23 protein-coding genes are annotated in these 24449 nt (G+C 32.8%); 9 read left to right on the top strand and 14 right to left on the bottom strand.

Annotated features, from left to right (window positions below; genetic code table 11):
- Positions 1 to 8: 8 nt before the first annotated feature.
- The 6 genes from B2741_RS06590 to B2741_RS06565 all read left to right on the top strand — a co-directional run bounded on the left by B2741_RS06590 (position 9) and on the right by B2741_RS06565 (position 7058).
- On the top strand, positions 9 to 1298 hold the full coding sequence (locus B2741_RS06590; RefSeq protein ID WP_291136588.1) for an MFS transporter: 1290 nt from the start codon (positions 9 to 11) through the stop codon (positions 1296 to 1298).
- Positions 1299 to 1336: 38 nt separating this feature from the next.
- Positions 1337 to 2053 carry a hypothetical protein gene (locus B2741_RS06585; protein WP_291136586.1) on the top strand — a complete coding sequence of 239 codons (717 nt, stop codon included), beginning with the start codon at positions 1337 to 1339 and terminating at the stop codon, positions 2051 to 2053.
- A gap of 196 nt (positions 2054 to 2249) precedes the next feature.
- The gene (lon, locus tag B2741_RS06580) at positions 2250 to 4712 is read left to right on the top strand and encodes an endopeptidase La (RefSeq protein WP_291136583.1); all 2463 of its coding nucleotides are present in this window, start codon (positions 2250 to 2252) and stop codon (positions 4710 to 4712) included.
- A gap of 120 nt (positions 4713 to 4832) precedes the next feature.
- A complete protein-coding gene (gene porQ, locus B2741_RS06575) occupies positions 4833 to 5852 on the top strand; it encodes a type IX secretion system protein PorQ (RefSeq protein WP_291136580.1) in 1020 nt (339 codons plus the stop codon).
- Between the two features lie 33 nt (positions 5853 to 5885).
- Positions 5886 to 6569 (top strand): (d)CMP kinase, encoded by a 684-nt coding sequence (cmk, locus tag B2741_RS06570; protein ID WP_291136577.1) that lies wholly within the window; start codon positions 5886 to 5888, stop codon positions 6567 to 6569.
- A gap of 24 nt (positions 6570 to 6593) precedes the next feature.
- Positions 6594 to 7058: a hypothetical protein gene (locus B2741_RS06565; RefSeq protein ID WP_291136574.1), complete on the top strand. Its 465-nt coding sequence runs from the start codon at positions 6594 to 6596 to the stop codon at positions 7056 to 7058.
- A 47-nt stretch (positions 7059 to 7105) separates the two neighbouring features.
- Here the strand turns inward: B2741_RS06565 and B2741_RS06560 are convergent, their stop codons facing one another.
- From B2741_RS06560 to B2741_RS06525, 8 genes are all read right to left on the bottom strand, one after another.
- Positions 7106 to 8086 (bottom strand): MlaD family protein, encoded by a 981-nt coding sequence (locus B2741_RS06560; protein WP_291136571.1) that lies wholly within the window; start codon positions 8084 to 8086, stop codon positions 7106 to 7108.
- 7 nt (positions 8087 to 8093) lie between these two features.
- Entirely contained in the window at positions 8094 to 8846 is a 753-nt protein-coding gene (locus B2741_RS06555; protein ID WP_291136568.1) for an ABC transporter ATP-binding protein, read from the bottom strand.
- Between the two features lie 2 nt (positions 8847 to 8848).
- Positions 8849 to 9634 carry an MlaE family ABC transporter permease gene (locus B2741_RS06550; RefSeq protein ID WP_291136565.1) on the bottom strand — a complete coding sequence of 262 codons (786 nt, stop codon included), beginning with the start codon at positions 9632 to 9634 and terminating at the stop codon, positions 8849 to 8851.
- Positions 9635 to 9759: 125 nt separating this feature from the next.
- Entirely contained in the window at positions 9760 to 10323 is a 564-nt protein-coding gene (locus tag B2741_RS06545; RefSeq protein ID WP_291136563.1) for a helix-turn-helix domain-containing protein, read from the bottom strand.
- A 184-nt stretch (positions 10324 to 10507) separates the two neighbouring features.
- Positions 10508 to 11242 carry a heavy-metal-associated domain-containing protein gene (locus tag B2741_RS06540; RefSeq protein ID WP_291136560.1) on the bottom strand — a complete coding sequence of 245 codons (735 nt, stop codon included), beginning with the start codon at positions 11240 to 11242 and terminating at the stop codon, positions 10508 to 10510.
- Between the two features lie 79 nt (positions 11243 to 11321).
- Positions 11322 to 13322, bottom strand: coding sequence for an OmpA family protein (locus B2741_RS06535; protein WP_291136557.1), 2001 nt, complete (start codon positions 13320 to 13322; stop codon positions 11322 to 11324).
- A gap of 14 nt (positions 13323 to 13336) precedes the next feature.
- Positions 13337 to 15097: an Ig-like domain-containing protein gene (locus B2741_RS06530; protein ID WP_291136554.1), complete on the bottom strand. Its 1761-nt coding sequence runs from the start codon at positions 15095 to 15097 to the stop codon at positions 13337 to 13339.
- 178 nt (positions 15098 to 15275) lie between these two features.
- Positions 15276 to 15680 carry a winged helix-turn-helix transcriptional regulator gene (locus B2741_RS06525; RefSeq protein ID WP_291136551.1) on the bottom strand — a complete coding sequence of 135 codons (405 nt, stop codon included), beginning with the start codon at positions 15678 to 15680 and terminating at the stop codon, positions 15276 to 15278.
- Between the two features lie 115 nt (positions 15681 to 15795).
- Between B2741_RS06525 and B2741_RS06520 the strand changes: the two genes are divergently transcribed.
- Positions 15796 to 16596, top strand: a complete 801-nt coding sequence (locus B2741_RS06520) for an SDR family oxidoreductase (RefSeq protein WP_291136548.1) — start codon at positions 15796 to 15798, stop codon at positions 16594 to 16596.
- 10 nt (positions 16597 to 16606) lie between these two features.
- Positions 16607 to 17611, top strand: coding sequence for an NADP-dependent oxidoreductase (locus tag B2741_RS06515; RefSeq protein WP_291136546.1), 1005 nt, complete (start codon positions 16607 to 16609; stop codon positions 17609 to 17611).
- Positions 17612 to 17837: 226 nt separating this feature from the next.
- Here the strand turns inward: B2741_RS06515 and B2741_RS06510 are convergent, their stop codons facing one another.
- The 5 genes from B2741_RS06510 to truA form a co-directional block, all read right to left on the bottom strand.
- Complete coding sequence (locus B2741_RS06510) at positions 17838 to 17972, bottom strand: hypothetical protein (RefSeq protein ID WP_291136543.1); 135 nt, start codon at positions 17970 to 17972, stop codon at positions 17838 to 17840.
- 152 nt (positions 17973 to 18124) lie between these two features.
- Positions 18125 to 18814, bottom strand: coding sequence for a hypothetical protein (locus B2741_RS06505; RefSeq protein WP_291136540.1), 690 nt, complete (start codon positions 18812 to 18814; stop codon positions 18125 to 18127).
- A gap of 194 nt (positions 18815 to 19008) precedes the next feature.
- On the bottom strand, positions 19009 to 20397 hold the full coding sequence (gene lpdA / locus B2741_RS06500; protein WP_133606360.1) for a dihydrolipoyl dehydrogenase: 1389 nt from the start codon (positions 20395 to 20397) through the stop codon (positions 19009 to 19011).
- A gap of 368 nt (positions 20398 to 20765) precedes the next feature.
- Positions 20766 to 22514, bottom strand: a complete 1749-nt coding sequence (locus B2741_RS06495; protein ID WP_291136537.1) for an ABC transporter ATP-binding protein — start codon at positions 22512 to 22514, stop codon at positions 20766 to 20768.
- 39 nt (positions 22515 to 22553) lie between these two features.
- Complete coding sequence (gene truA / locus B2741_RS06490) at positions 22554 to 23300, bottom strand: tRNA pseudouridine(38-40) synthase TruA (RefSeq protein WP_291136534.1); 747 nt, start codon at positions 23298 to 23300, stop codon at positions 22554 to 22556.
- 97 nt (positions 23301 to 23397) lie between these two features.
- Between truA and B2741_RS06485 the strand changes: the two genes are divergently transcribed.
- Complete coding sequence (locus B2741_RS06485; RefSeq protein ID WP_153199447.1) at positions 23398 to 23892, top strand: metallophosphoesterase family protein; 495 nt, start codon at positions 23398 to 23400, stop codon at positions 23890 to 23892.
- 100 nt (positions 23893 to 23992) lie between these two features.
- Here the strand turns inward: B2741_RS06485 and B2741_RS06480 are convergent, their stop codons facing one another.
- Positions 23993 to 24403 carry a DUF4293 domain-containing protein gene (locus B2741_RS06480; RefSeq protein ID WP_133606368.1) on the bottom strand — a complete coding sequence of 137 codons (411 nt, stop codon included), beginning with the start codon at positions 24401 to 24403 and terminating at the stop codon, positions 23993 to 23995.
- Positions 24404 to 24449 lie beyond the last annotated feature (46 nt).

Raw genomic sequence — 24449 nt, 5'->3', positions numbered from 1 at the left:
TAATTCGTATGCAAAAACTTCAAAAAGGAGATTCTAAGCTTCTAAACGCTTGGGCTTTTTACGATTGGGCAAATTCAGTTTATGCTTTGGTAATTTCCTCAACCATTTTTCCATTGTATTATGGAGCATTATTTCGTCAAAAAAATATTGAAGAAATTGTATTGTTTGGTTTTTCAGTTCGAAGCGAAGCTTTAATAAGTTATGTTACCGCTTTAGGATTTTTGATAATCGCATTTATATCACCATTATTATCAGGAATTGCGGATTACATGGGAAATAAGAAGTTTTTCCTAAAACTTTTTTGCTATGTTGGAGCAACTTCATGTATGTCGCTTTACTTTTTTTCTTTAGATACAGTTGTTTTAAGTTTGGTTTCCTACTTATTAGCTTTAATAGGTTTTTGGGGAAGTTTAGTTTTCTACAATTCCTATTTACCCGATATCGCACACAAAGACCAACAAGATAAAATCAGTGCAAAAGGATTTAGTTTAGGATATATTGGAAGTGTTGTTTTGTTATTGATTTGTTTAGCTGCAGTAATGTCGGTAGAAGATGATCAAAAGTTACAAATGATGCGTTATTCATTTTTATTGGTTGGAATTTGGTGGATAGGTTTCAGTCAGTTCACCTACTATTACTTACCAAATAATAAAAACGATAATAAACTACATAAAAATGTACTATTTAATGGTTTTAAAGAGTTGCGAAAAGTTTGGCAACAAATAAAGGAATTAAAATCCTTGCGACGTTATTTAGGAGCTTTCTTCGTTTATAGTATGGCAGTACAAACCATCATGATTATTGCTGCTTATTTTGGAGAAAAAGAAGTACAATGGGGAAGCGATAGTAAGCGTACAATGGGATTGATTGTGAGTATTTTATTAATCCAGTTAATTGCGGTTTTAGGGGCTTGGTTAACATCTAAACTAGTTGCTAAGTTTGGAAATATCAAAATTTTAATTGGTTTAAATTTCTCTTGGATTTTAATTTGTACCTATGCTTATTTCGTAGTTACTCCTAATGATTTTTATATTGCAGCAGCTTTCGTTGGATTAGTTATGGGAGGAATTCAATCTTTATCGCGTTCAACGTATTCTAAATTTATTCCAGAAGACACAAAAGACACTACTTCTTTCTTTAGTTTTTACGATGTAGCGGAGAAAATAGGTATTGTAATCGGAATGTTTACCTATGGTTATATCGCTGATGTAACGGGTAAAATCCAAAATGCTATCTTGTTTTTAATCTTATTTTTTGTTGTAGGATTACTTTTATTACTTAGAGTACCAAAAAAATAAAATATCTTTTTATATTTGGAAACATTTAAAATTTATTTATGAAAACTATAAAATCAATTCTAAAACTTTTAATTTTAACTTTAGCATTTACAACTGTTTCTTGTGATGATGAACCAGTTGACCCAGCGTTAGATCTGTCTAATGGAGGAGGTTCTTCTTCAGGTGACTATTGGCCTACAGCAATTAATAACGAATGGATAATGGAACGCGGTGGTGTTGAATTAGATCCTATAAAAATAATTGGAACAGGAAATTTTGGTGGACAAACTTACTATAAATTTGCTCCTCAATCAGGTTCAGGTTCAACTACTTCAGGATCTGTAACTAATTGGTTAAATAAAAGCAATGGGGTTTATAAATTAAAAACGGATGATATTAATATCAATGCAGGTGGATTAACAGGAACCCAAACAGGGTACGAATTTATTATTTTAAAAGATAATATTGCAGTTGGTCAATCATGGAATGGAACTTATACACAAACGACAACTTTCACTGGAATTCCGTCAATTACATTAACTGTAAATTATACAGGAACAATTTTAGCTAAAAATGTTTCGGCTACAGTTGATGGTGAAACATATAATGATGTTATCAAAGTAAGTTTTGTTCAAAATACATTGATGCCTGGTGCACCACCAACTACAATAAATTCTGAGTATTGGTTTGCAAAAGATGTGGGTGTTATTAAATCTATATCAAATGATTCTGGAACTATTTATGAATCTATTTTAGTAGATTACACTCTTTTTTAAAAAGCGCTTCAATTATATATTAAATCCCGAACTAACACTTCGGGATTTTTTATGGCATACATCTTGAACTATTACTTTTGAAATTGCTATTTAAATTTATTTTATGATTTGATTATCAATAGAATAACGCTTTTATGCGTAATTTTGAATACTGTTTCAAAATAAAATTACTGACAAAAAGACCATAAATATTATTATGCCGAATCAAAAAATACTAGCGCTTGACAATTTGTCACTTCAGGAAATGGATCCAGATTCAGAATTGATTCCATTAATGACGCCTGAGGATGAAGAAGAAATGAATAATGAGGCCTTGCCTGAGGATATTGCCATTTTACCTTTACGAAATACTGTTTTATTTCCAGGAGTTGTAATTCCAATTACCGCCGGAAGAGATAAATCGATTAAATTAATTAATGATGCCAATGCCAAAGGAAAAATAGTTGGTGTAGTAGCTCAAATTGATGAAAACGAAGAAGATCCATCACCAAGTGATGTGCATCATATTGGAACAGTAGCTCGTATTATGCGTGTTTTAAAAATGCCTGACGGAAATACAACTGTAATTCTTCAAGGTAAGAAACGTTTTGAAGTGGAATCTTTTACACAAGAAGAACCTTATTTAAAAGCTAAAATCAAGGAAGTTTCTGAAGAGCGTCCTGATGATAAAAACGTGGAATTCAAAACGATTGTTGATGCAATTAAAGAATTAGCAATCCAAATTATTAAGGAAAGTCCAAATATCCCAACAGAAGCTACTTTTGCGATTAAAAACATCGAAAGTAATCCGTTTTTGATCAATTTTGTTTCTTCTAACATGAATCTTTCAGTTGAAGAAAAACAAAAATTACTTTCGATTCCAAATTTAAAAGACAGAGCACTTGAAACCTTACGTTTCATGAACTTAGAGCTTCAAAAATTAGAAGTTCGCAACGATATTCAGTCTAAAGTTCGTTTTGATTTAGACCAACAGCAGCGTGAATATTTCTTGCAGCAACAAATGAAAACCATTCAAGAAGAATTAGGTGGCGTTTCGTATGAAGCAGAAATTGAGGAAATGCGTGCCAAAGGTTTAAAGAAAAAATGGGACGAAAAAACAGCAAAACATTTCGAAAAAGAGCTATCAAAATTACAACGTACGAATCCAAATTCACCTGATTTTGGAATCCAACGCAATTATATTGAGTTGTTTTTAGAATTGCCTTGGAATGAATTTACCAAAGATAATTTCGATTTAAAACGTGCTCAAAAAATTCTAGACAGAGACCATTATGGATTAGAAGATGTTAAAAAACGTATCATTGAGCATTTAGCGGTTTTAAAATTGCGAAACGATATGAAATCGCCAATCCTTTGTTTATATGGACCTCCAGGTGTTGGTAAAACTTCAATTGGAAAGTCGGTTGCCGAAGCATTAGGTAGAGAATACATTAGAATGTCATTAGGTGGTTTGCGCGATGAAGCAGAAATTCGTGGTCACAGAAAAACCTATATTGGTGCGATGCCAGGACGAATTCTTCAAAACATTAAAAAAGCAAAAACATCAAATCCAGTATTTGTTTTAGATGAGATTGATAAATTATCTTCGAGTCATAATGGCGATCCATCTTCGGCTTTGTTAGAAGTTTTAGATCCAGAACAAAACAAAGAATTCCATGATAATTTCTTGGAATTAGGGTACGATTTATCAAAAGTAATGTTCATTGCAACCTCAAATAGTTTATCTCCAATTCAACCAGCACTTCGTGACCGTATGGAAATCATCGAAATGACAGGTTATACAATCGAAGAAAAAATTGAAATTGCAAAAACACATTTATTGTCTAAGCAATTAAAAGAGCACGGATTAACAACTAAAGATTTACAAATTGGTAAAAAACAATTAGAAAAAATCGTAGTAGGTTACACACGTGAATCGGGTGTTCGTGGTTTAGAGAAAAAAATTGCTCAAGTGGTGCGTCACGCTGCAAAATCAATTGCAATGGACGAAACTTATAATGTAAAAGTTTCGGATGCCGATATTTTAGAAGTATTAAAATCGCCACGTATGGAGCGTGATAAATACGAAAATAACGATGTCGCAGGAGTTGTTACAGGTTTAGCTTGGACATCGGTTGGTGGTGATATTTTGTTTATCGAATCCTTAATTTCGAAAGGAAAAGGTGCGATGACGATGACTGGTAATTTAGGAATTGTCATGAAAGAATCGGTTACGATTGCTTTAGAATATATTCGCGCCAACGCTGAATTTTTAGGAATTGATCCAGAAGTTTTAAACAATTACAACATTCATATTCACGTTCCAGAAGGTGCTACACCAAAAGACGGACCAAGTGCCGGAATTGCGATGTTGACTTCAATGGTTTCTTCATTCACACAAAAAAGAATTAAGAAAAACATTGCTATGACTGGTGAAATCACGCTTCGTGGAAAAGTATTGCCTGTTGGTGGTATCAAAGAAAAAATATTAGCTGCTAAAAGAGCCAATATCAAAGAAATTATTCTTTGTAAAGAAAACAAACGTGATATTGAGGAAATCAAACCCGATTATATTGAAGGTTTAACGTTCCATTACGTTGATAAAATGAGCGAAGTTTTAGATATTGCCATTACGAATCAAAAGGTCAAAAACGCTAAAGTTTTAGAAACCAAAAAGTAATTTCAATATAATATCAAAAAGAACTCTCAATAAATCACTTATTGAGAGTTCTTTTTTTGTTTACTAACTGATATAATTTTATCTTCGCAGTTGCGTTATAAGTAAGATTAACACCAAAAAATGCTAAGAAAACTCTTATTCCTTTTTTTATTTCTGCTATCGGCTACAACATTTGGCCAAATAGGAGGTAAGAGTGTATATCAATTTTTAAACTTAGCACAATCTCCAAGACAAGCTGCTTTAGGCGGAAAAACGGTAACTGTAGTGGATTACGATGTAAATCAAGCGTTTTATAATCCAGCAACAATTAATGCCGAAATGCACAATCGTTTATCGGCAAATTATGGAAGTTATTTTGGTGAAGTTTCCTACGGAACAGCGGCTTATGCGTATACATACGATCGACATTTACAAACGTTTCATGCCGGAATAAGTTATGTTAATTATGGAACTTTTGAAGGAAGAGACGAATTAGGAAATTTAACTTCCGATTTTACAGGAAGTGAAGCCGCATTATCTGTTGGATACGCCTATAATATTCCTTGGACCGATATGTTTGTAGGCGCTAACGCTAAATTGATTTCATCTACGTTAGAAAGCTACAATTCTTGGGGAGCCGCGGTTGATTTAGGATTTTTATATGTGGATTACGATAATGATATTAATTACGGTTTAACGGTTCGAAATTTAGGATTTCAAATTAAACCTTATCAAGATACGAATGAAAAATTGCCTTTAGCGATTGACGCTGGAATTTCTCAATTAATGGAGAATGTCCCAATTCGTTGGCATATGACTTTTGAAAATTTACAGGAATGGAATATTGCTTTTTCAAATCCAAATAGAGCTGAAGGAAACTTAGATGGAGGTTCTGAAGAAGAAAAAATATCTTTTTTTAATAATGCTTTGCGACATGTCATTTTAGGTGCCGAATTATTTCCTGAAAAGGGTTTTAATATTCGATTAGGTTATAATTTTAGAAGAAGTGAAGAATTACGAATTTTAGAACAACGTCATTTTTCTGGAATTTCTGTTGGTTTTGGATTGCGATTTGGAAAAGTTAAATTTGATTATTCGTATTCTAGATATACCGTGGCAGCCAATACGAGTTTATTTGGTTTGATGATTGATTTGGAATAAGAGAAGCAAGAGCACAGAGTAAAGAAGCAAGAAATGAAAAAAATTACCATTGCAATAGACGGATTTTCGTCAACAGGAAAAAGTACATTGGCTAAGCAATTGGCTGCAACATTAGGTTACGTATATGTAGATACAGGTGCGATGTATCGCGCGGTAGCTTATTTTGCTATGCAATATAACTTGGTTTCAGAAAACCATTTAGATAAAGCTGGTTTGGTTGCTCAATTACCCAATATTAATTTGCGTTTTCAATTCAATCCGACTTTAGGATTTGCAGAAATGTATTTGAACAATGAAAACATCGAAACACCTATTCGAACTATTGAAGTTTCTCGTATGGTGAGTAAAGTGGCTGAAATTTCAGAAGTTCGTGCTAAATTAGTGGAACAACAACAAGCCATGGGTAAAGACAAAGGCATTGTAATGGACGGAAGAGACATTGGAACCGTAGTTTTTCCTGATGCTGAACTGAAATTATTCATGACAGCAAGTTCAAAAACCAGAGCTCAACGCCGTTTTGACGAATTGGTAGAAAAAGGACAACACATTACTTTTGAAGATGTACTTCAAAACGTAGAAGAACGCGATTACATTGATACACATAGAGAAGATTCTCCTTTAGTAAAAGCAGATGATGCTATTGAAATTGATAATTCAAGTTTGAGTAAAAAAGAACAATTTGAAATCGTATTGAATTTGATTAAAGAGAAAATATAAATAACTTAATAAACTTTAATTAGTATGAAAACAGCAAGCAAATTTTTTAGAATGACATTTTTGGTTTTATCTGTTGTATTTTTAAACGGATGTAGTAGTGATGATGACGGCGATGAAACAACTGCAAACATTGAAGGCGTTTGGCAATTAGGAAGAATGTATGGTACGGCTACTTATACTGGGATGAATGCTAATTTAGATGGTGATTCTGAAGGTACAATGGAATTTAATTCTGATGGAACATATGATAGTAATATTATTAGTGGATACCTTGATGTTACAATTCCATCATTAAATTATACAGAAACAACAACTATTGATCCAATTAATGATAGTGGTACTTACAATTATAATGCTACCACTGATGATTTAGTAATTGATGGAGAGACATCTAAAGTAGTGGTTTTGAATGCTAATTTTATGAAAATCAAAACACTAATCAACGATAGTGGTGTAACAGGTGAACTTTTTACCGAATATCACAGATAAAATCTAAAAAAAACAAAAAGGCTGTCACTTTTAAATGACAGCCTTTTTTATTTTGTTGTTTTGCTTTTCGCTTTCTCCTTAGCTTGTTTCTTGAAATAACCTCTAAACAAAAAGTTGTGTTTCAATGCTTCTAAATTTTCGTTAAGCTTACCGCTGGCATCGTTTAAATTTGTCATGGTTGAATCTATCTTTTTTACCAAATTTTCATCATTTGATAAATAATTCAACGCACCTTTTCCGTCTTTTATATTTACAACGGTTGCGTTTAAATTGGTAACTACTTTATCAATTTCGGCACTTGATTTTTCTAAATTTGTGATGATATTTTTCATTTTTACTGCCACATCTTTATCATTTAAAACCCCAATTACATTGTCTTTTTGATTCAAAGAAAGTATCAAATGATTCAAATTATCAATAGATTTTACAGTTCCCAAAGAAGTTTCTTTCAAATTATGAATCGTTTCTTTCAAGTCTCTCGACATGACACTATCTTTTAATAATGTACCAACCGTTCCTTTTCCTTGATTGATTTCGTTAGTTATTTTTAACAAATCGGCAGTTAAAAGCGCTGCATTTTTATTGGTTTCATTTAATGTTTCCAGCATAGCATCGGTTCCAATGCGGCTGTAAGATTGAATTACATCTCCATTCTCAACCTTTTTTGCCACACCTTTACCTGGAATAATGTTAACAATCATATTTCCAACCAAACCATCCGAACTAATAGTAGCCACGGCATTTTTTTGAATATGATGCATTATTTTATTATCAATTAACATGTTTATATTAATTGTGGTGTCGTTTATCATTTCGATTTCGGTTACGGTGCCAATATCAATACCAGCGTAACGAACATTGTTTCCTGGTTGTAATCCATTTACATTAGCAAAAACGGCTTTTAAGTTCGACGTGTTTCCAAACATATTTTGTTTGTTTCCAACAAAATAAATCGCTGCAAGGAAAACTATTGTGCCAATTATGACAAAGATTCCGAGTTGTATTTTTTGTGAATTTGATTTTTCCATTGTTACATTATTTAAAAAACGCTTGCACTTTAGGGTCGCTAGAGCTTGATAATTCTCCAAACGTTCCTTCTATATAATTTACTCCGTCTATTAACAAAATCATTCGATTGGCAATTACTTTAGCACAATCTACATCATGCGTAATGATGATAGAAGAGGTATTGTATTTTTTTTGTACCGAATTCATCAAAAGCACAATTTCTTTCGATGTTATCGGGTCTAATCCCGTTGTGGGTTCGTCGTATAAGATGATTTTAGGTTTTAAAATCAAAGTTCTCGCTAAAGCAATTCTTCGTTTCATACCGCCCGAAAGTTCGTTTGGCATTAAATCGATGGCGTTCGCTAAACCTACGCTTTCCAACGCTTCCATAACCAAAGGTGTTGTATCTTCAATAATTCCAAATTTTTTCGTGTGACGACGTAAAGGAAATTCTAAGTTTTCTCGAACCGACATCGAATCGTACAAGGCACTCCCTTGAAATAAAAAGCCGATTTCAGTACGTAATTCATCTAAATCTTCTCGTTCTAAATTATTGATTTCTTCATTCATGACTAAAATAGAACCGCTATCGGGTTGTTCTAGTCCAATCACACATTTAATCATCACCGATTTTCCTGAACCCGATTTTCCCATGACCACTAAATTTTCGCCTTCATACAATTCCAAATCAAAACCATCCAAAACTACGTTAGTACCAAAACTTTTATGTAAGTCTTTGATAGTAATAATCGCTTTTTTTGAAGTCGTATTTGTTTTCATGGTTATATATCGTAAAAAATATTAGTAACAAAAACCGCTACAAAGTCAATAATAAAAAGCAACATGGAAGTATAAACTACCGCTGCATTGGCTGCTTTTCCTACTCCAGAAGTTCCTTTTGTACAGTTGTAACCTTTAAAACATCCCACTAATCCAATAGCAAACCCAAAAAAGAAAGTTTTAATTGTTGCTGGAACAATATCGCTAAATTCTAAAATATTAAAAACTTGATTGAAATATAAGGTAAACGAGACATTTCCTTTGATGTTTTCCACTAAAAAGGAACCGTAAATGGCTATTAAATCGCCAACAATTACTAATAAAGGTAACATTAATGTGGTTGCTAAAATTCGGGTAATAACTAAATATTTGAATGGATTTGTTCCCGACACTTCCATGGCATCAATTTGTTCAGTAACTTTCATGGAACCTAATTCGGCACCAATGCCTGAGCCAATTCTACCAGCGCAAATTAAAGCGGTAATGATAGGTCCAATTTCTCTAATAATGGAAACACTTACCATAGACGCCATCCATGAAACAGCGCCAAATTCTTGTAGTGTAGGACGGGATTGTAGTGTAAAAACGGCACCAATTATAAATCCAGTTACACTTACTAAAAGTAAAGACCGATTTCCAATATAAAAGCACTGACGTAAAAATTCTTTGAATTCGTAAGGCGGTTTCCAAAATTCTTTGAAAAAGCGACCTGCAAAGTAAGAAAGTTCTCCTACTTCGATGAGAAAGTTTTGTAAAGCTTCAGTAAGATTGGCGAAATATTTTTTCATGAAGCATCATAATTACAATCAAATATAGTGATTTTTAATGATATAGAAGCTGATTTTTGTAAGATATACCATAAAAAAATCCGATTTGAAATTTCAAATCGGATTGTAAGAATTATATTTAAATGCTATAATTCCTCTAACATGATTCGTTTTTTGTACTGTTTTATTTTTTTGAAATAGGTTGGCGTCAATCCCGTAATTTTTTTGAATTGATGCGATAAATGAGCTACACTACTGTATTCCATTAGCAAACTAATTTCGGTAAGCGTTAATTCATCATATAAAAGTAATTCTTTTACTCTTTCTATTTTATTGATTATTATATAGTTAACTATTGTGGTTCCGGTAACTTCTGAAAATAGCGAAGAAAGATGGTTGTAATTGTAATCTAATTTTTCGCTGATATAATCAGAATAATTAATTTTAGGATTTTCTTCAGAATAATGAATAAATTCAATGATAATCGTTTTGGTTTTTTCTATCAGTAACGATTTTTTATCATCGATTAGTTCAAGTCCTTTTTTTAGAAGTCCTTTTCGAAGAAACTCTCTGTTATCTCCTGTAATGTCTTTTTTGAGGTTTACTTCTCCAAGTTCAATAGAAGTGTGTTTTAATTTTAATTTGTCAAGTTCTTCTTTAACTGCCATTTTGCAGCGAAGCGAAACCATGTATTTAATGTGTATTTTCATAAATGAAATCCTTGAATTAGTTGCTAAGCGAATTTGATACTTAATTGTATGATACGCTTTACTAATTACTATTCTTGTAAAGGTACCTTTATAAGCGGTGCAAAACTAATTTTAAGGAAACTTAATTCGTTACACAATTTTAAGTTTGATTTATATAATTTCTTTAGTTTTAATATGATTGATTTTAAATTAATACAAATATCATAATGCCACTCATCAATATCATTAAAGCATCTTCTATAATTGTAATTGTGCTCATGGGTAAATTAAAAACAGCTCCTAAACAAGCACATTGAATTTTTTTCTTATTCAATACCGCTTGTAAAACTCCTATGATACTGATTGTCATTACTATGAAAGTGATACTATTTGTTAATAAAGGAAACAGATTTGACAGAAATGACAGCCCTAAACTTAACTCAATGAAAGGATATAAATACGCCCAAAAAGGAAGTCTTTTAGCTACAATGTCATACATTTTATAACTTTCTGCAAAACCATTCAAATCCAACAACTTGAAAAATGAAAATGCTAAAAAGAAACCACCCATAAAATGATTCATCCACTTCATTACAATTTCAGTTGGTTCCATTTGATTCGTTTTCATACTTTGTAAAGCCATAATTGTAGTGACTATTACGATATAAAAAAAGATCAACAGTATCGGTTTATAAATTTCGAACCAACTTTTCACTTCTTCATTAATTTCTACTTCTGCAGGAGTCTCAATATTGTATTTAGCGTCTAAAGCCTCTTTTAAGTCGTTTAAAGCAACATGTTTATCCATGGTTATTATTGCTAGCTCTCTATCTTTAGAAACGGTAACAGAAGTCACATTTTTAACTTGTAGCAATGCGTCTCTTACTTTTTCTTCGCAACTTGCGCAAGTCATTCCAGTTATTTTGTACGTATGCTTCATATTGATATGATTTAATAAGTAACCATAAAGTTACAGTAAAAAAATCCGTTTTGCGTTAACAAAACGGATTCTCATAAATTTATTTCACAATATCAATGATAACGGTTCTGTTATAAAAACGTTCTTCTGGATATTTGTTTTCAAATGGTGCTAATTTTTCATCTTCACCTTCACCACGAACTTTAAATGTTACATCGGTTCTTCCAGCAGCAGCAAGACTTTTTTCTAAGATGCCTTTTACATCATTTGCTCTAGCTAAAGATAAGTTTTTGTTGTAATCAACTTCTCCAATAACATCAGTATGTCCTGTAATGATAACAGTAGCATTTTGAGGAATTTTCGGAGCCACAATATCCGTTAAATACTTGTCGTAAATAGCGATTGATTTTGATTCGTTGAATTCGTAAATAACACTAAAACGAATGCTTTCCTGAACTACTGGTGCTACATAAGGCGTTAAATGCATAGTGCTTTCTTGACTAATGATTTTACCCGATTTTGTAGTTCCGGTCATGATTACTTTATAATCACCTTCAGGTTGGTTGCCCATGATTGTTTTTCTTGGAATGCTCACTTTTTCAACCATATAAGGGCCAAAGTTTTGAGATTTTCCTTTTTCATCTTTAATCTGTAATGACCATAATTTTAAGCTCTCTTCAGCGCCTTCAACGTTAAAAACTACATCACTGTTAGGAGTTTGATTTCCCGTCACGATTTCGATAGGTCTTAAAGGTGCATTTTTACCACTTTGAAATTCCATTAACAATTCAGGTGAGTTACTTTCAATAGAAACTCTTCGGTCACCTTCTCTTAGTAATCCAAGTTCTTTTGTACCACCAATTTGCTCCGATGGAACTTCTGGTTTGTCTCTACCTTCTACATCAATTCTATTTTCTTTAATTTCAAAAACAGTTACCAAATAGTTTTTAATATTTTGAGCCATCACTAATCCTTCTTGGCGACCATTGTCTGATGAACCTACTAAAGTTATTGTGGTATTTGGGTTTTTAACCATTCGATCACCCAAAATATTCAAAATATTGTAATACACTAACATTTGACGTTCCGAACGACCCGACATATTTTTAGGCGTATTGAATTGTACCTGATCTTCTTTGAAATCTTTTACTTCACTTTTTTTCAATAAAACATAGCGATTTGGAATTTCGGCTGAACCTTCATTAAAAAATACATAATTACGGATAGGGAATACTTCTCTTACCACTTTTACATATTCCACATTAGTAGGAGGGATGGCTGAAAAAACCACTTTTCCATCTACAGCTGCTGCTTCAACTAAATGACCTTGACCAAATTTCAAAACGGCTCCAGCTCTAATAGTAGTTACATTCCAAGTTTCTACATCTCTGGGATTTTGTCCAAAGTAAGGATGATAAGCAACAAACGGAGATAAAACGAATTGAGTTTTACTAGTTGTTGAATTTAGCGGAATATCATAACCCATTCCTACTTGCATAGAAATAATAGTTTTATTTACATTACTAAAATCGCCTTTTACATCTGGATTTGGCACTTGAAGTGGAAAATCTGGATTTATTCCTTGTTCGTAAGTAAACGATTTGTCTTGTACGAAAGCAAATCTTGGTCCAACATATGTGTAGAAATTAGATCGAAAAGGAGCTATTCGTAAACTTGGTTCAATGGTAATGTAGCTTAATTTGGTTTCCAAATCAGCAGGACAATTACAAGGAGTTGTTACTTGGTCAAATTTTCCTTGACGACTATCATAACCCGCTTGAAAAATGAATCCCAATCTTGTACCTGGTTTATGATATTCAATGTTAGGAGCTATAAATAAACCTATACCTTTTCCGTCGTGAAAAGCAGTTGGCGGTGTAAACCCTTCATTTAACATGAAAGTAGAACCACCATAAAAATTAAAATTTGCGCCTGCTGCTACACCAAACATCCAAGAAGGTTTTGTGTATTCTTCTATTTGTGCATTTACTTTCGTAAAACCTAATAGTACTAATGTAACTACAAACAAAGTTTGCAATTGAAGCTGTGACATGAATCGTAAACTAGGACATTCAATAGCTGTTGTATAATTATTTTTCATAATTTAAGTTTTAATTATTGAGGAACATTAATGGTAGTATTTACCATTGTTACAGATGAAACTAATGATAACGCTCTACCATTTAAAACGGTTTGAACAGCATTACCTGCAGTTGAAAATGTTACACCCGAATTGGCAATAATAGTTCCAACCATTGTTCCACCACCTGCACCATTAATAGTAGCTGTACTTCCTACGTGCCAAAACACATTTTTAGGTAAAGCACCATTAATTAAGACAACGCTTTTGGCTCCCGTAGGACCTGCAATACCAACTGTTAATCCAGAAGCGGTTTGAAAAATCCATACGGCATTTGGGTCACCTTGTGCATCAAGCGTTAAGTTACCATTTGAAATATTGAAAGTACCACTATCTGATTTGTAAATACCAGGCGCTAACGTTAATCCGCCAAGTTCTCCTGCTCCAGGATCAATTCCTCCAGGCATAGACGCTGGCGAAATACTTAAGTAAGCCGCATTTGCATCTAACAATGCTTGTTGTGCAATAGCAAACGAAGTCGCTGTTCCAGGCATTGGTGGTGCTGTAGAAATAGCTCCTGTTACAAATCCTACATTTAAAGGTGTTTCAGTATAAATAGCAGTTGCATCATGAAAACCAGTTACTAAAGTTGAAGCTGCTGTAGTCGCAATACTTCCGTTAATAACAGTATTTATTCCTTGATTGGTTATTCCTGCATTTCCACCAAAAGCTGCAAAAGGATATGCAGAACCTAAATTGGGAGCATTTGAACTATTAATAGTTGTAAATGTCCAAACATAATTATTAGCAATAGCTACACCTGCAACATTTTTTGCTCCTGTTGTAATAGTAGCTGTAAATACAGCATTGGCTAAAAGTGGATTGTTTGGAGTAAAAGACACCATGTTTCCGCTATAGTTAACTGAGCCTAAAATTACATCCGTTCCTTGTTTTAAAGTAAAAGTAGAAGTAGTAATCGTTAAAGGATCCATTGCCATATCAAATGTTGCTGTTACTACTTTGTTTAGTAGCACGCCTGTTTCAGTATTAAAAGGATCGGTTAGAATTACTCTTGGCGCTACAATAGCTCCTGTAGTAAAATTCCAAACATAATTTGATGCTAAAGCAACGCCAGCCATGTTATGAGCTCCAGTTGTAATGGTAGCAGTATAAACAGTATTCGCAGTTAAGTTGGCATTTGGGGTAAAAAAGGCTGTATTACCTGAATACGTTACAACACCAGTAATGGTAGTAGTACCTTGTTTCAATGTAAATGTAGACGTATTAATAGTAGCTGGATCCATTGGCATATTAAAGGTAGCGCTAACTACTTTGTTTAATACCACTCCTGTTTCATTAGGTGTTGGACTTGTTGTAAGGACAAGAGGTTGTAAAGTAGCTCCTGTACTAAACGAAAACAAGTAGTCTTCTTGCAAAGCATTTCCTCTTAAGTCTTTTACAGCAGTAGTAATTCTTACTACATAGGTTGTGTTTGGAGTTAAATTTACAGAAGGAGTAAAAGTAGCCGTTACACCAGAGTACGTTAAAGCACCAGCAATAGTTGAAGTACCAGTTACAATAAACGAAGAAGAATTGATTGTCGAAGGGTTCATTTCCTCATTAAAAGTAACCGTGATAACTTGGTTTAGAGGAACGTTTGTAGCTGCATTGTCAGGATTTGTATCAATTACCATTGGGCATACCCCAGTAGTCTCTTGAAAGTCGTCTTCTGCGCAACCAATAATTAAAGTAGCTAAAACTATCGCAATAGTTACTAGAAAGTTTTTTTGTTTCATTATATGAATTATTTATGAAACAAAGGTGAACCTAATTTATACCGATAGTGTTATACAACAAAATGTATTAGTTACATATATCCTACTAAAAAAACCATCCGACTTGAAGTTTTAAATGGGATGGTTTTTAATCTGATTTGACAAAGAATAGATCTGGTGGGATATGGAAATATTTTTATCATTTAGATTTCAAGTCATTCAATACTTGTTTTATAAATTTTTCTTTATCTTTTTTAGCTTCTTTAATTCTTTCTTTTAATTCTGCTGGCATTGTAAAGTATTTATCTGTCCAAATATAGATTTCTATAATGATAGGTAATAATTCTATCCCTTTTTGTGTTAGCTTATATAATTTTTTAGCTTTACTCTCAGGATGATCCAATTTTTCAATAATTCCATTTTCTTCAAGTGATTTTAATCTTGCCGCTAAAATATTAGTTGCAATTCCTTCGTCCGATTTTATAAAATCATTATAGGTGCATTTGTTTGTGAACATTAAGTCTCGGATAATGAGTAATGACCACTTATCACCAAATACATCGAGTGAATAACTTAACGGACATTTTGATCTAGGTTGTATCATAAAATAAAATAATTTAAAAATAATTTAAAAAGCACTTGCAAATTAAAAGTTGTTTTATATATTTGCACTTGCAATATGCAAGCAAATGTAATATTAATTTTTAAAATAAAAAAGAATGAAGAAAAATATTTTAGTTACTGGAGCATCATCTGGTTTCGGCTTATTAGTAGCAAACGAGCTACATAAAAATGGTTACAACGTAATAGGAACAAGTAGGAATCCTGAAAAGCTAATGTCTGTAGTACCTTTCAAAATGATAGCATTAGATCTTGATTCAGATGAATCCATTAACACTTTGCCGGATAGACTTTTTAAAGAAATCAGCAAATTAGATGTTTTAATAAATAATGCTGGCTTTTTGGTAGCTGGTATAGCTGAAGAAATTCCAATAGATTTAGGTAGAAAACAATTTGAAACTAATTTCTGGGGAACTATTAAGCTAACCAACGCAATATTACCGCATTTTAGAAAGCAAAAATTTGGTAAAATTATAACCTTAGGTTCAATTGTTGGTCTTGTTTCATTTCCTAATGCTGCATACTATTCTGCTTCAAAGCATGCCTTAGAAGGGTATTTCAAATCATTACGATATGAGTTGAACGAGTTTAATATAAGTGTTGCAATGATTCAACCAGCTGCCTTTAAAACAAATATTATGAATAACTCATCTTCGCCAATTGCAAAAATTGAAGATTACAATTCATTGAGAGCCAAAATTGAAAAATTCTCATTTGAATTAGAAAAAAGTGCCGAAGACCCTATTATAGTTGCTAAAAAAGTAATAGAAGTTATTGAGATAGATAGACCTAAATTTAGAAACATTGTGGGTAAAGGAACTTCTACACTTATCAATTTACAGCATTTTGCTTATGGAATCTTAGAAAAAAATATACTTAAACAATTAAATAATTCTTAAACTAAATAAAATGAAAGCATTTATAGTAACAAAATACAGTAAAAAAGAAAAATTACAACTTATCCAAGTAGAAGAACCAATTGCAAAAGAAAATGAAGTGCTAGTGCAAATTCATGCAGCGGGTGTTAATCTCTTAGATTCGATGATAAAGCAAGGAGAATTCAAAACCTTTTTACCTTACAAAACCCCAATCATAAATGGACACGATATGGCTGGGACTGTGGTTAAAATAGGACCAGGTGTAAAGAAATTCAAAATTGGTGATGAAGTCTATTCGAGAGTAGGAGATTACAGAATAGGTACTTTTGCGGAATACATTGCTGTCGATATAAACGATTTAGCTTTGAAACCAAAGAATCTATCAATGGAAGAAGCAAGTTCTATTCCGTTAGTTGGTTTGACAGCTTGGCAAGCTTTAGTTGAAATAGCGAAGGTAAAAAAAGGACAAAAAGTTTTTATACAAGCTGGTTCAGGAGGTGTTGGTACATTTGCTATTCAATTAGCGAAACATTTGGGTGCTTATGTTGCAACAACCACAAGTTCAAAAAATATTTATTTGGTAAAAAGGCTTGGAGCTGATTTGGTAATTGATTATAAAACACAAGAATTTTCTAAACTACTCAAAGACTATGATGTAGTAGTACACAGTAACCGAGAAAAAATAGTATTAGACCAATCATTAGGTATTTTAAAAAAAGGAGGTCAATTAATTTCGTTAGTAGGGCCGCCAACACCTGAGTTTGCAGAAGAAATCGGTTTGCCTTGGTATTTAAAATTAATAACAAAATTGATAAGTTCAAGTGCAAAGAAAAAAGCAAAGAAATTAAATGTGTCTTTTAGATTCTTGTTTATGAGAGCAGAAGGTAATCAGTTAGGAGAAATAACAAAACTAATAGAAGCAGGAATTATCAAACCAGTAATCGACAAAGTGTTTCCATTTGAGCAAACTAACGAAGCATTGTCTTATGTGGAAACTGGTAGGGCAAGAGGAAAGGTTGTTGTAAAAGTTAAGTAATCTTTATTGAATATTTTTCTTTGTTTAACTGTTTACTACTAAAATGCAACTGTTTCAACTGAAAAAATGAAATGTACAATTAATTGAGTGGATATCAAACGCTACTAATTTTCTATTAAACCGTTTTCAAGTTTTCAATGATTAAAAAACAAAATCCGACTTGTCTATGAGTCGGATTTTGTTTTATTTAATTGGAAGATTTGTTTAGAATTCAATTCCGTGGAATCTAGTTCTTATTATTCTTATCTTGTTCTTTATTCTCATTATACTTTTCAATGTCGCGTTTTGCTTTATTTCCGTATTTACGAGCATAATAGGCTCCAATTAAAACCACGATAAGAAATAAAATTTGTTGTGTCATTTTGTAATTCTTTGAATTCAATGCTATCAGGGTAATAAGTAATTTTTACTTTGTGGGCACGGATTGTAAATCCGCGCTATCGGGTATTTGGTTTGTAAATCCGCGCTATCGGGAATTTAAGCATCACTAAATTCATATTCTAAAAATTACATTTAGGAATGGTTTATCTTTAATTTTGTTATCTCTATTATTTCGTTTATATACTCATCGAATAAATTCCAAAAATTAAGGATGAATTTTTTATCAGTCATAGTAATTAAACCATAAGTATTTATTTCTATTCCATCCATTTTATTAAGTTCTTTTATGGTTTCTTTATCACTTTTGTTGAATCTACTATTACTATGAACAATTTTATTTCTAATTTTCTGATATTTAGTTATTTTATTCCATAAACTATTTAATGAAGACAAGTCTAATACTATTACTTTTTCTAAATATAGTTTAGTTTTATTAATATAATTATTTCCACTTAAATCATCAATATCTAATTTTAAGTTGTAATAGTTTTTATAGCTTAAAGCAAATGTTTTAAAGAAATGTTCAAATAAAGAATAAGAACTTAAGAATACACTTTCTAGCTTTAATTCTTTAAAATTGGAATTATAATTTGTATAATCTTCAATATAATAATCAATTGCCGAATAATTACTCTCTTTTGGAGATTTCTCCCAATCAATAATTTTATCTTGAATTTCGTCAGTTCGTTCTTTTAAATACTTATCAAAATCTTTGAGATAGTCTTTTATTACTTGGATTTTATAATAGTTTATCATGTAAAGACTGTGCTCTAGTTCATTTATGAATGCTTCTTCTTTACTTAATTTACGGCTACGCGACATAAAATACTTTCTATTAACTTTTATTAATTATAAATGTAAAAAATCTAAATTACTATATTAGCCAGTTAGCTTTTCTTCAAATATAATCAATTTTTCCTACAAACCCTTTCCAAGTTTTCAACAAAAAAATCCGACCTGCTTTCACAAATCGGATTTAATCTATTTTCTTTATTCTTTTCTCTTTGTTCTAAAGACTACAAGTGAATCACTTCACCGTAAGCCTCCGCCACAGCTTCCATAACCGCTTCACTCATAGTAGGGTGTGGGTGAACTGCTTTTAAGATTTCGTGTCCTGTAGTTTCTAATTTACGAGCTACAACTGCTTCTGCAATCATATCGGTAACGCCAGCACCAATCATGTGGCAACCTAACCATTCACCATATTTAGCATCGAAAATTACTTTTACAAATCCGTCAGGCGTTCCTGCTGCTTTTGCTTTTCCTGAAGCTGAGAATGGGAATTTACCTACTTTGATTTCGTATCCTTTTTCTTTCGCTTGTTTTTCAGTCATACCCACAGAAGCAATTTCTGGAGTTGCATACGTACAACCTGGAATGTTTCCGTAATCTAACGCTTCCACGTGTAAACCTGCAATTTTTTCCACACATAAAATACCTTCTGCAGAAGCAACGTGCGCTAAAGCTTGTCCTGGCGTTACATCACCAATAGCGTAGTAACCAGGAACGTTAGTTTGGTAATATGCGTTTACTAAGATTTTATCTCTATCGGTAGCAATACCTGTTTCTTCTAATCCGATGTTTTCGATGTTGGTTTTAATTCCAACTGCAGATAATAAGATATCCGCTTCTAAAACTTCTTCTCCTTTAGCAGTTTTAACGAATGCTTTTACTCCATTTCCAGAAGTATCAATTCTTTCCACAGAAGAGTTTGTCATCACGTTGATTCCTGCTTTTTTCAACGAACGCTCAAATTGTTTTGAGATGTCTTCGTCTTCCACTGGAACTACGTTTGGCATGAATTCTACAATTGTAACTTCAGTTCCCATTGCGTTATAGAAATGAGCAAACTCAACTCCAATCGCACCAGAACCTACTACAATCATTTTCTTTGGTTGCTCAGCTAACGTCATCGCTTGGCGGTAACCGATTACTTTTTTACCATCTTGCGGTAAGTTTGGTAATTCGCGAGAACGCGCTCCTGTTGCAATGATGATATGATCTGCAGTATATTCAGTCACTTTTCCGTCAGCAGCTGTTACGTCAACTTTTTTACCTGGTTTTACTTTTCCAAAACCATCAATAACGTCGATTTTATTTTTCTTCATTAAGAATTGAACTCCTTTGCTCATTCCTTCTGCTACATCACGAGAACGTTTTACAACAGCAGAAAAATCTTTGTCAAATTCCTTAACGGTTAATCCGTAATCTGAAGCATGTTTTAGGTAATCAAAAACTTGAGCCGATTTTAATAATGCTTTCGTTGGGATACAACCCCAGTTTAAGCAAATTCCACCCAAATTTTCTTTTTCGATAACGGCTACTTTGAAGCCTAATTGCGATGCTCTAATAGCAGTTACATAACCACCAGGACCACTTCCTAAAACTATGATATCGTATTTCATTTTTAAAAGTATTTCAGTTTTATTTATAAGTTGCGAATTTAAGGAATTATTTTAAATAAAGAATTTAGTTTTATTCTTTGATACGACTTTTTAAATTTATTCCTTTTGTTATAAGAAAAACAATTAATGTTTGTAATGATAAATTCAAGACAAATAAGAATATTTGAAATGATAAACTACCCAATGCATAAAAAGGATAAGTCCTATCTATCATTGATAAAGGTAATGAAATTAATACGTTTAATAAATGAAAGATTTGTTGAATGACTTCTGGCAAATTTGCACTTAATAAATTTGTGAAACCTATTATAATTTGGATTAAGAATAAAGTGAAAAATATTTTAAAAAAATGTTTCATATCCTAAATATTATACTTCCACGGCAAATTGAGAATCATATAGTTTTTTGTAGTAACCATTTGCTTTTGTCAGCAATTCTTGATGTGTACCTTGTTCTACAATTTGACCTTTGTCCATTACAATAATTTTACTTGCATTAACAATGGTTGCCAAGCGATGTGCAATAACAATGGAAGTTCTATCCTTAGTAATGGTTTCCGTAGCTTTTTGAATTAATTCCTCGGAATGCGTGTCGATTGATGAGGTTGCTTCATCCAAAATCAGAATACTTGGATTACTCACATACGCTCTCAAAAAGGCAATCAATTGGCGCTGACCAGAAGATAGCATCACTCCACGTTCTTTTACATTGTAATCGTAGCCTTCAGGTAAACTCATAATGAAATCGTGTACGCCAATTTTCTTAGCCGCAGTAATAACATCTTCTCTTGTAATGGCTTCGTTATGAAGGGTAATGTTGTGATAAATGGTATCGGCAAACAAGAAAACATCTTGTAACACAATAGCAATTTGCTTGCGAAGACTTTCTAAAGTATATTCGTTAATGTTGTGATTGTCAATAGTAATTTCACCCGAATTGATTTCGTAAAAACGATTCAATAAATTAATGATGGTCGATTTTCCAGCACCTGTACTTCCCACAATAGCGATAGTTTCACCAGGTTGGACTTCTAAATTGATACCTTTTAAAACTTCTTCATCTTTGATGTAGCTAAAACGAACGTCTTTCAACTGAATAAAGCCTTTAAAATGAGTCGCTTCAACTGTTCCTTTATCTTGAACGTTTTCGTCTTTTTCTAAAATTTCGAATACTCTATCGGCTGCAATAATTCCCATTTGCATCACGTTAAATTTATCCGCAATTTGACGTAATGGATTGAATAACATATTGATTAACATGGTGTAAGCGAACAAATCTCCAACAGTAGTCAACGTATCTCCGTTCATAATGGAAACACCAGCGTAATACACAATCGCTCCTAAAGTCAAGGAAGAAACAATATCGGCAATAGGGAAGAAGATAGAGTTGTATAAAATGTTTTTCAACCAAGCAACATTGTGTTTCTGATTGATTTCTTTGAACTTCTCTAATTCAATCGCTTCTCTGTTAAACAATTGTACGATTTTCATTCCAGTTAAACGCTCTTGAACAAAAGTATTTAGATTGGAAATTTCGTTTCTAACTTCGTTAAAAGCCACTTTCATTTTCTTTTGGAAAACGTCGGTAGCGTAAATCAAAACAGGCATCGCAGCTAAAACAATAAGCGATAATTTCCAGTTCATGAAAAACATGATACCTAAAATCACTATCATTTTCAGTACATCACTTACAATCATAAACAATCCTTGACTGAAAATACTAGCAATCGATTCGATATCCGAAACCGAACGTGTGACTAATTTTCCAACAGGTTCATTATCAAAATACTTCATTTTAAACGAAGTAATATGATGGAATAATTTTTCGCGAATGTCTTTAATAATGTCTTGTCCGAGCCAATTCGCCCAATAGGTAAAGTAAAACTGCGCTAATACTTCTAATAAAAGTACCGTAGCCATTATAACTACGTATAAAAGTAATCCGTGTTTGTCTTCGGGTTTGATGTATTCGTCAACCGTTTGTTTTAGTAAATACGGTCTCGCTGCAGCGAAAATAGAAAGTAAGATAGCCCAAACGATTACCCAATTGAACCTTTTTTGGTAAGGCTTCGCATAGTGCAATACTTTTTTTAGTGAATTGGATTTGATGAGCTTCATTTATATATTTTCTATATTCTGTGTTCTATTTTCTAAAATCTATTTTCTGTCTTCAATATACGGATACCTAACATTCACCAAATACAATCCATGTGCTGGAACTGAAAATCCGGCTTTTCCTCTGTTTTTGCTTTCGATGATAGTGCGTAAATCGGACACTTCAATTTTCCCTAAACCGATGTTTACCATAGTTCCCACAATCGCTCTTACCATATTGCGCAAAAATCGATCGGCTGTGATGGTAAAGATAAGTTGATTTCCTGATTGTTTCCAATGTGCTTCCGAAATTTTACAATTAAAGGTATTCACATCGGTATGTACTTTAGAAAAACACTCAAAATCGATGTATTCGAATAAAATTTTACACGCTTCATTCATTTTATCCATGTCCAATTGATGGGAATGATACCAACTTCCATCGGTAATAAACGCATCTTTAAACGTGTGCATGTAATATTCGTAAGTTCTGGAAGAGGCATCAAAACGAGCATGAGCATCATCCGCTACTTTAAAAATACGATACACCACAATTGATGGCGGTAAAAACGAGTTCAATTTGTGTGACCAATAATCGGATTCCAATTCTAATTCGGTTTCAAAATGCGCAAACATTTGTTTGGCATGTACGCCCGAATCGGTTCTTCCGGCACCTACAATAGCGATAGTTTCTCTGAAAAGGGTAGAAAGCGCCTTCTCCAAAGTTTCCTGTACCGAAGCGGCGTCAGGCTGACTCTGAAATCCGTGGAAGTTTTTTCCGTTGTAGGCAAATTCTATGAAATATCTCAAAATAGGGTGTTCCGTTTTCTTAAATAGCTTGCAAATTTACAAAATTCAAAAGTAAAGTTACTTTCAAATTGTGATAATAAAAACTTAATTTTGTCTTATGAAGAAAATTCTTTTGCTATCCGATACGCACAGTCACATTGATGATGCCATTTTGAAATACGTCAACCAAGCCGATGAAGTTTGGCATGCGGGTGATATTGGTGATTTAGCAGTTACTGATGCCATAAAAAAACTAAAACCGCTTCGAGGGGTTTATGGAAATATCGACGATGATAAAGCTCGAATGGAATTCCCACTAAATAATCGTTTTTTCTGTGAAGGTGTTGAGGTTTGGATTACTCATATTGGCGGTTATCCCGATAAATACAACCCAGCAATTCGAGCCGAAATCACTAAAAATCCTCCGAAACTATTCATTTGTGGACATTCGCACATTCTAAAAGTACAATTCGATAAAAAATTGAATTTACTACACATGAATCCAGGCGCTTGTGGAAAATATGGTTTTCATCAAGTACGAACGATGTTGCGATTTGAAATTGATGGAGATAAAATCCAGAGTTTAGAGGTGATTGAACTAGGGAAAAAATAGTGTTCAGTATTCAGTCGCAGTTTTTAGTTTAAATAAACAAAAAAATCCGAAACTTTCGCTTCGGATTTTTTCTTCGCACTAATAAACTAAGATGATAGGTTTATCGTAATCGATCAACAGATTTTACGAGATCTTCGTCCTTTTTTATTGCCTTGTTGGCCAAGACTAATAAAACGATAGAAATTGCAGGAAGAAACATCCCAATACCCTTCTCTGAAACATTAGTTTCTCCGGATAAGTTTAGCGAGCGATACACAAAAAATCCTAGTAAAATAAAGTTAAATATCATGTTCAATCTGTTTAACACAAATTGATGTTGTCTCTTTTTAAAATTGATAATACTAAAAACCGCTAATAAAGCCGATACTACAAAGAACACAATGTATAATAATGAAGATGTAAAAAACACCTCTTTTTTATCTGTTGTCGTCCATAAGGAAAATACAAAAGGCAAAGCACCCATAGCTATTGCGCTGATTGCCATATAAACCGTTTGAATTCTTTGTAACATTGTTCTCTACTTTTGTAAAGCAAAAATAGTATTTCTTTTCAATTAA

It is taken from the genome of Flavobacterium sp. UBA7663 (assembly GCF_002483315.1).
In the GTDB taxonomy this organism is placed as follows: Bacteria; Bacteroidota; Bacteroidia; order Flavobacteriales; family Flavobacteriaceae; genus Flavobacterium.
This window is presented reverse-complemented; position numbering and strand designations above follow the sequence as displayed.

Coding starts and splice junctions, on each gene's coding strand:
- B2741_RS06505 (WP_291136540.1), bottom strand. CDS start 18,814: ATGTCGCGTAGCCGTAAATTAAGTAAAGAAGAAGCATTCATAAATGAA.
- B2741_RS06520 (WP_291136548.1), top strand. CDS start 15,796: ATGAAGAAAAATATTTTAGTTACTGGAGCATCATCTGGTTTCGGCTTA.
- B2741_RS06590 (WP_291136588.1), top strand. CDS start 9: ATGCAAAAACTTCAAAAAGGAGATTCTAAGCTTCTAAACGCTTGGGCT.
- B2741_RS06545 (WP_291136563.1), bottom strand. CDS start 10,323: ATGAAAATACACATTAAATACATGGTTTCGCTTCGCTGCAAAATGGCA.
- porQ (WP_291136580.1), top strand. CDS start 4,833: ATGCTAAGAAAACTCTTATTCCTTTTTTTATTTCTGCTATCGGCTACA.
- lpdA (WP_133606360.1), bottom strand. CDS start 20,397: ATGAAATACGATATCATAGTTTTAGGAAGTGGTCCTGGTGGTTATGTA.
- B2741_RS06535 (WP_291136557.1), bottom strand. CDS start 13,322: ATGAAAAATAATTATACAACAGCTATTGAATGTCCTAGTTTACGATTC.
- B2741_RS06530 (WP_291136554.1), bottom strand. CDS start 15,097: ATGAAACAAAAAAACTTTCTAGTAACTATTGCGATAGTTTTAGCTACT.
- lon (WP_291136583.1), top strand. CDS start 2,250: ATGCCGAATCAAAAAATACTAGCGCTTGACAATTTGTCACTTCAGGAA.
- B2741_RS06525 (WP_291136551.1), bottom strand. CDS start 15,680: ATGATACAACCTAGATCAAAATGTCCGTTAAGTTATTCACTCGATGTA.
- B2741_RS06480 (WP_133606368.1), bottom strand. CDS start 24,403: ATGTTACAAAGAATTCAAACGGTTTATATGGCAATCAGCGCAATAGCT.
- B2741_RS06555 (WP_291136568.1), bottom strand. CDS start 8,846: ATGAAAACAAATACGACTTCAAAAAAAGCGATTATTACTATCAAAGAC.
- B2741_RS06565 (WP_291136574.1), top strand. CDS start 6,594: ATGAAAACAGCAAGCAAATTTTTTAGAATGACATTTTTGGTTTTATCT.
- B2741_RS06585 (WP_291136586.1), top strand. CDS start 1,337: ATGAAAACTATAAAATCAATTCTAAAACTTTTAATTTTAACTTTAGCA.
- B2741_RS06515 (WP_291136546.1), top strand. CDS start 16,607: ATGAAAGCATTTATAGTAACAAAATACAGTAAAAAAGAAAAATTACAA.
- B2741_RS06540 (WP_291136560.1), bottom strand. CDS start 11,242: ATGAAGCATACGTACAAAATAACTGGAATGACTTGCGCAAGTTGCGAA.
- B2741_RS06510 (WP_291136543.1), bottom strand. CDS start 17,972: ATGACACAACAAATTTTATTTCTTATCGTGGTTTTAATTGGAGCCTAT.
- B2741_RS06495 (WP_291136537.1), bottom strand. CDS start 22,514: ATGAAGCTCATCAAATCCAATTCACTAAAAAAAGTATTGCACTATGCG.
- B2741_RS06485 (WP_153199447.1), top strand. CDS start 23,398: ATGAAGAAAATTCTTTTGCTATCCGATACGCACAGTCACATTGATGAT.
- B2741_RS06560 (WP_291136571.1), bottom strand. CDS start 8,086: ATGGAAAAATCAAATTCACAAAAAATACAACTCGGAATCTTTGTCATA.
- cmk (WP_291136577.1), top strand. CDS start 5,886: ATGAAAAAAATTACCATTGCAATAGACGGATTTTCGTCAACAGGAAAA.
- B2741_RS06550 (WP_291136565.1), bottom strand. CDS start 9,634: ATGAAAAAATATTTCGCCAATCTTACTGAAGCTTTACAAAACTTTCTC.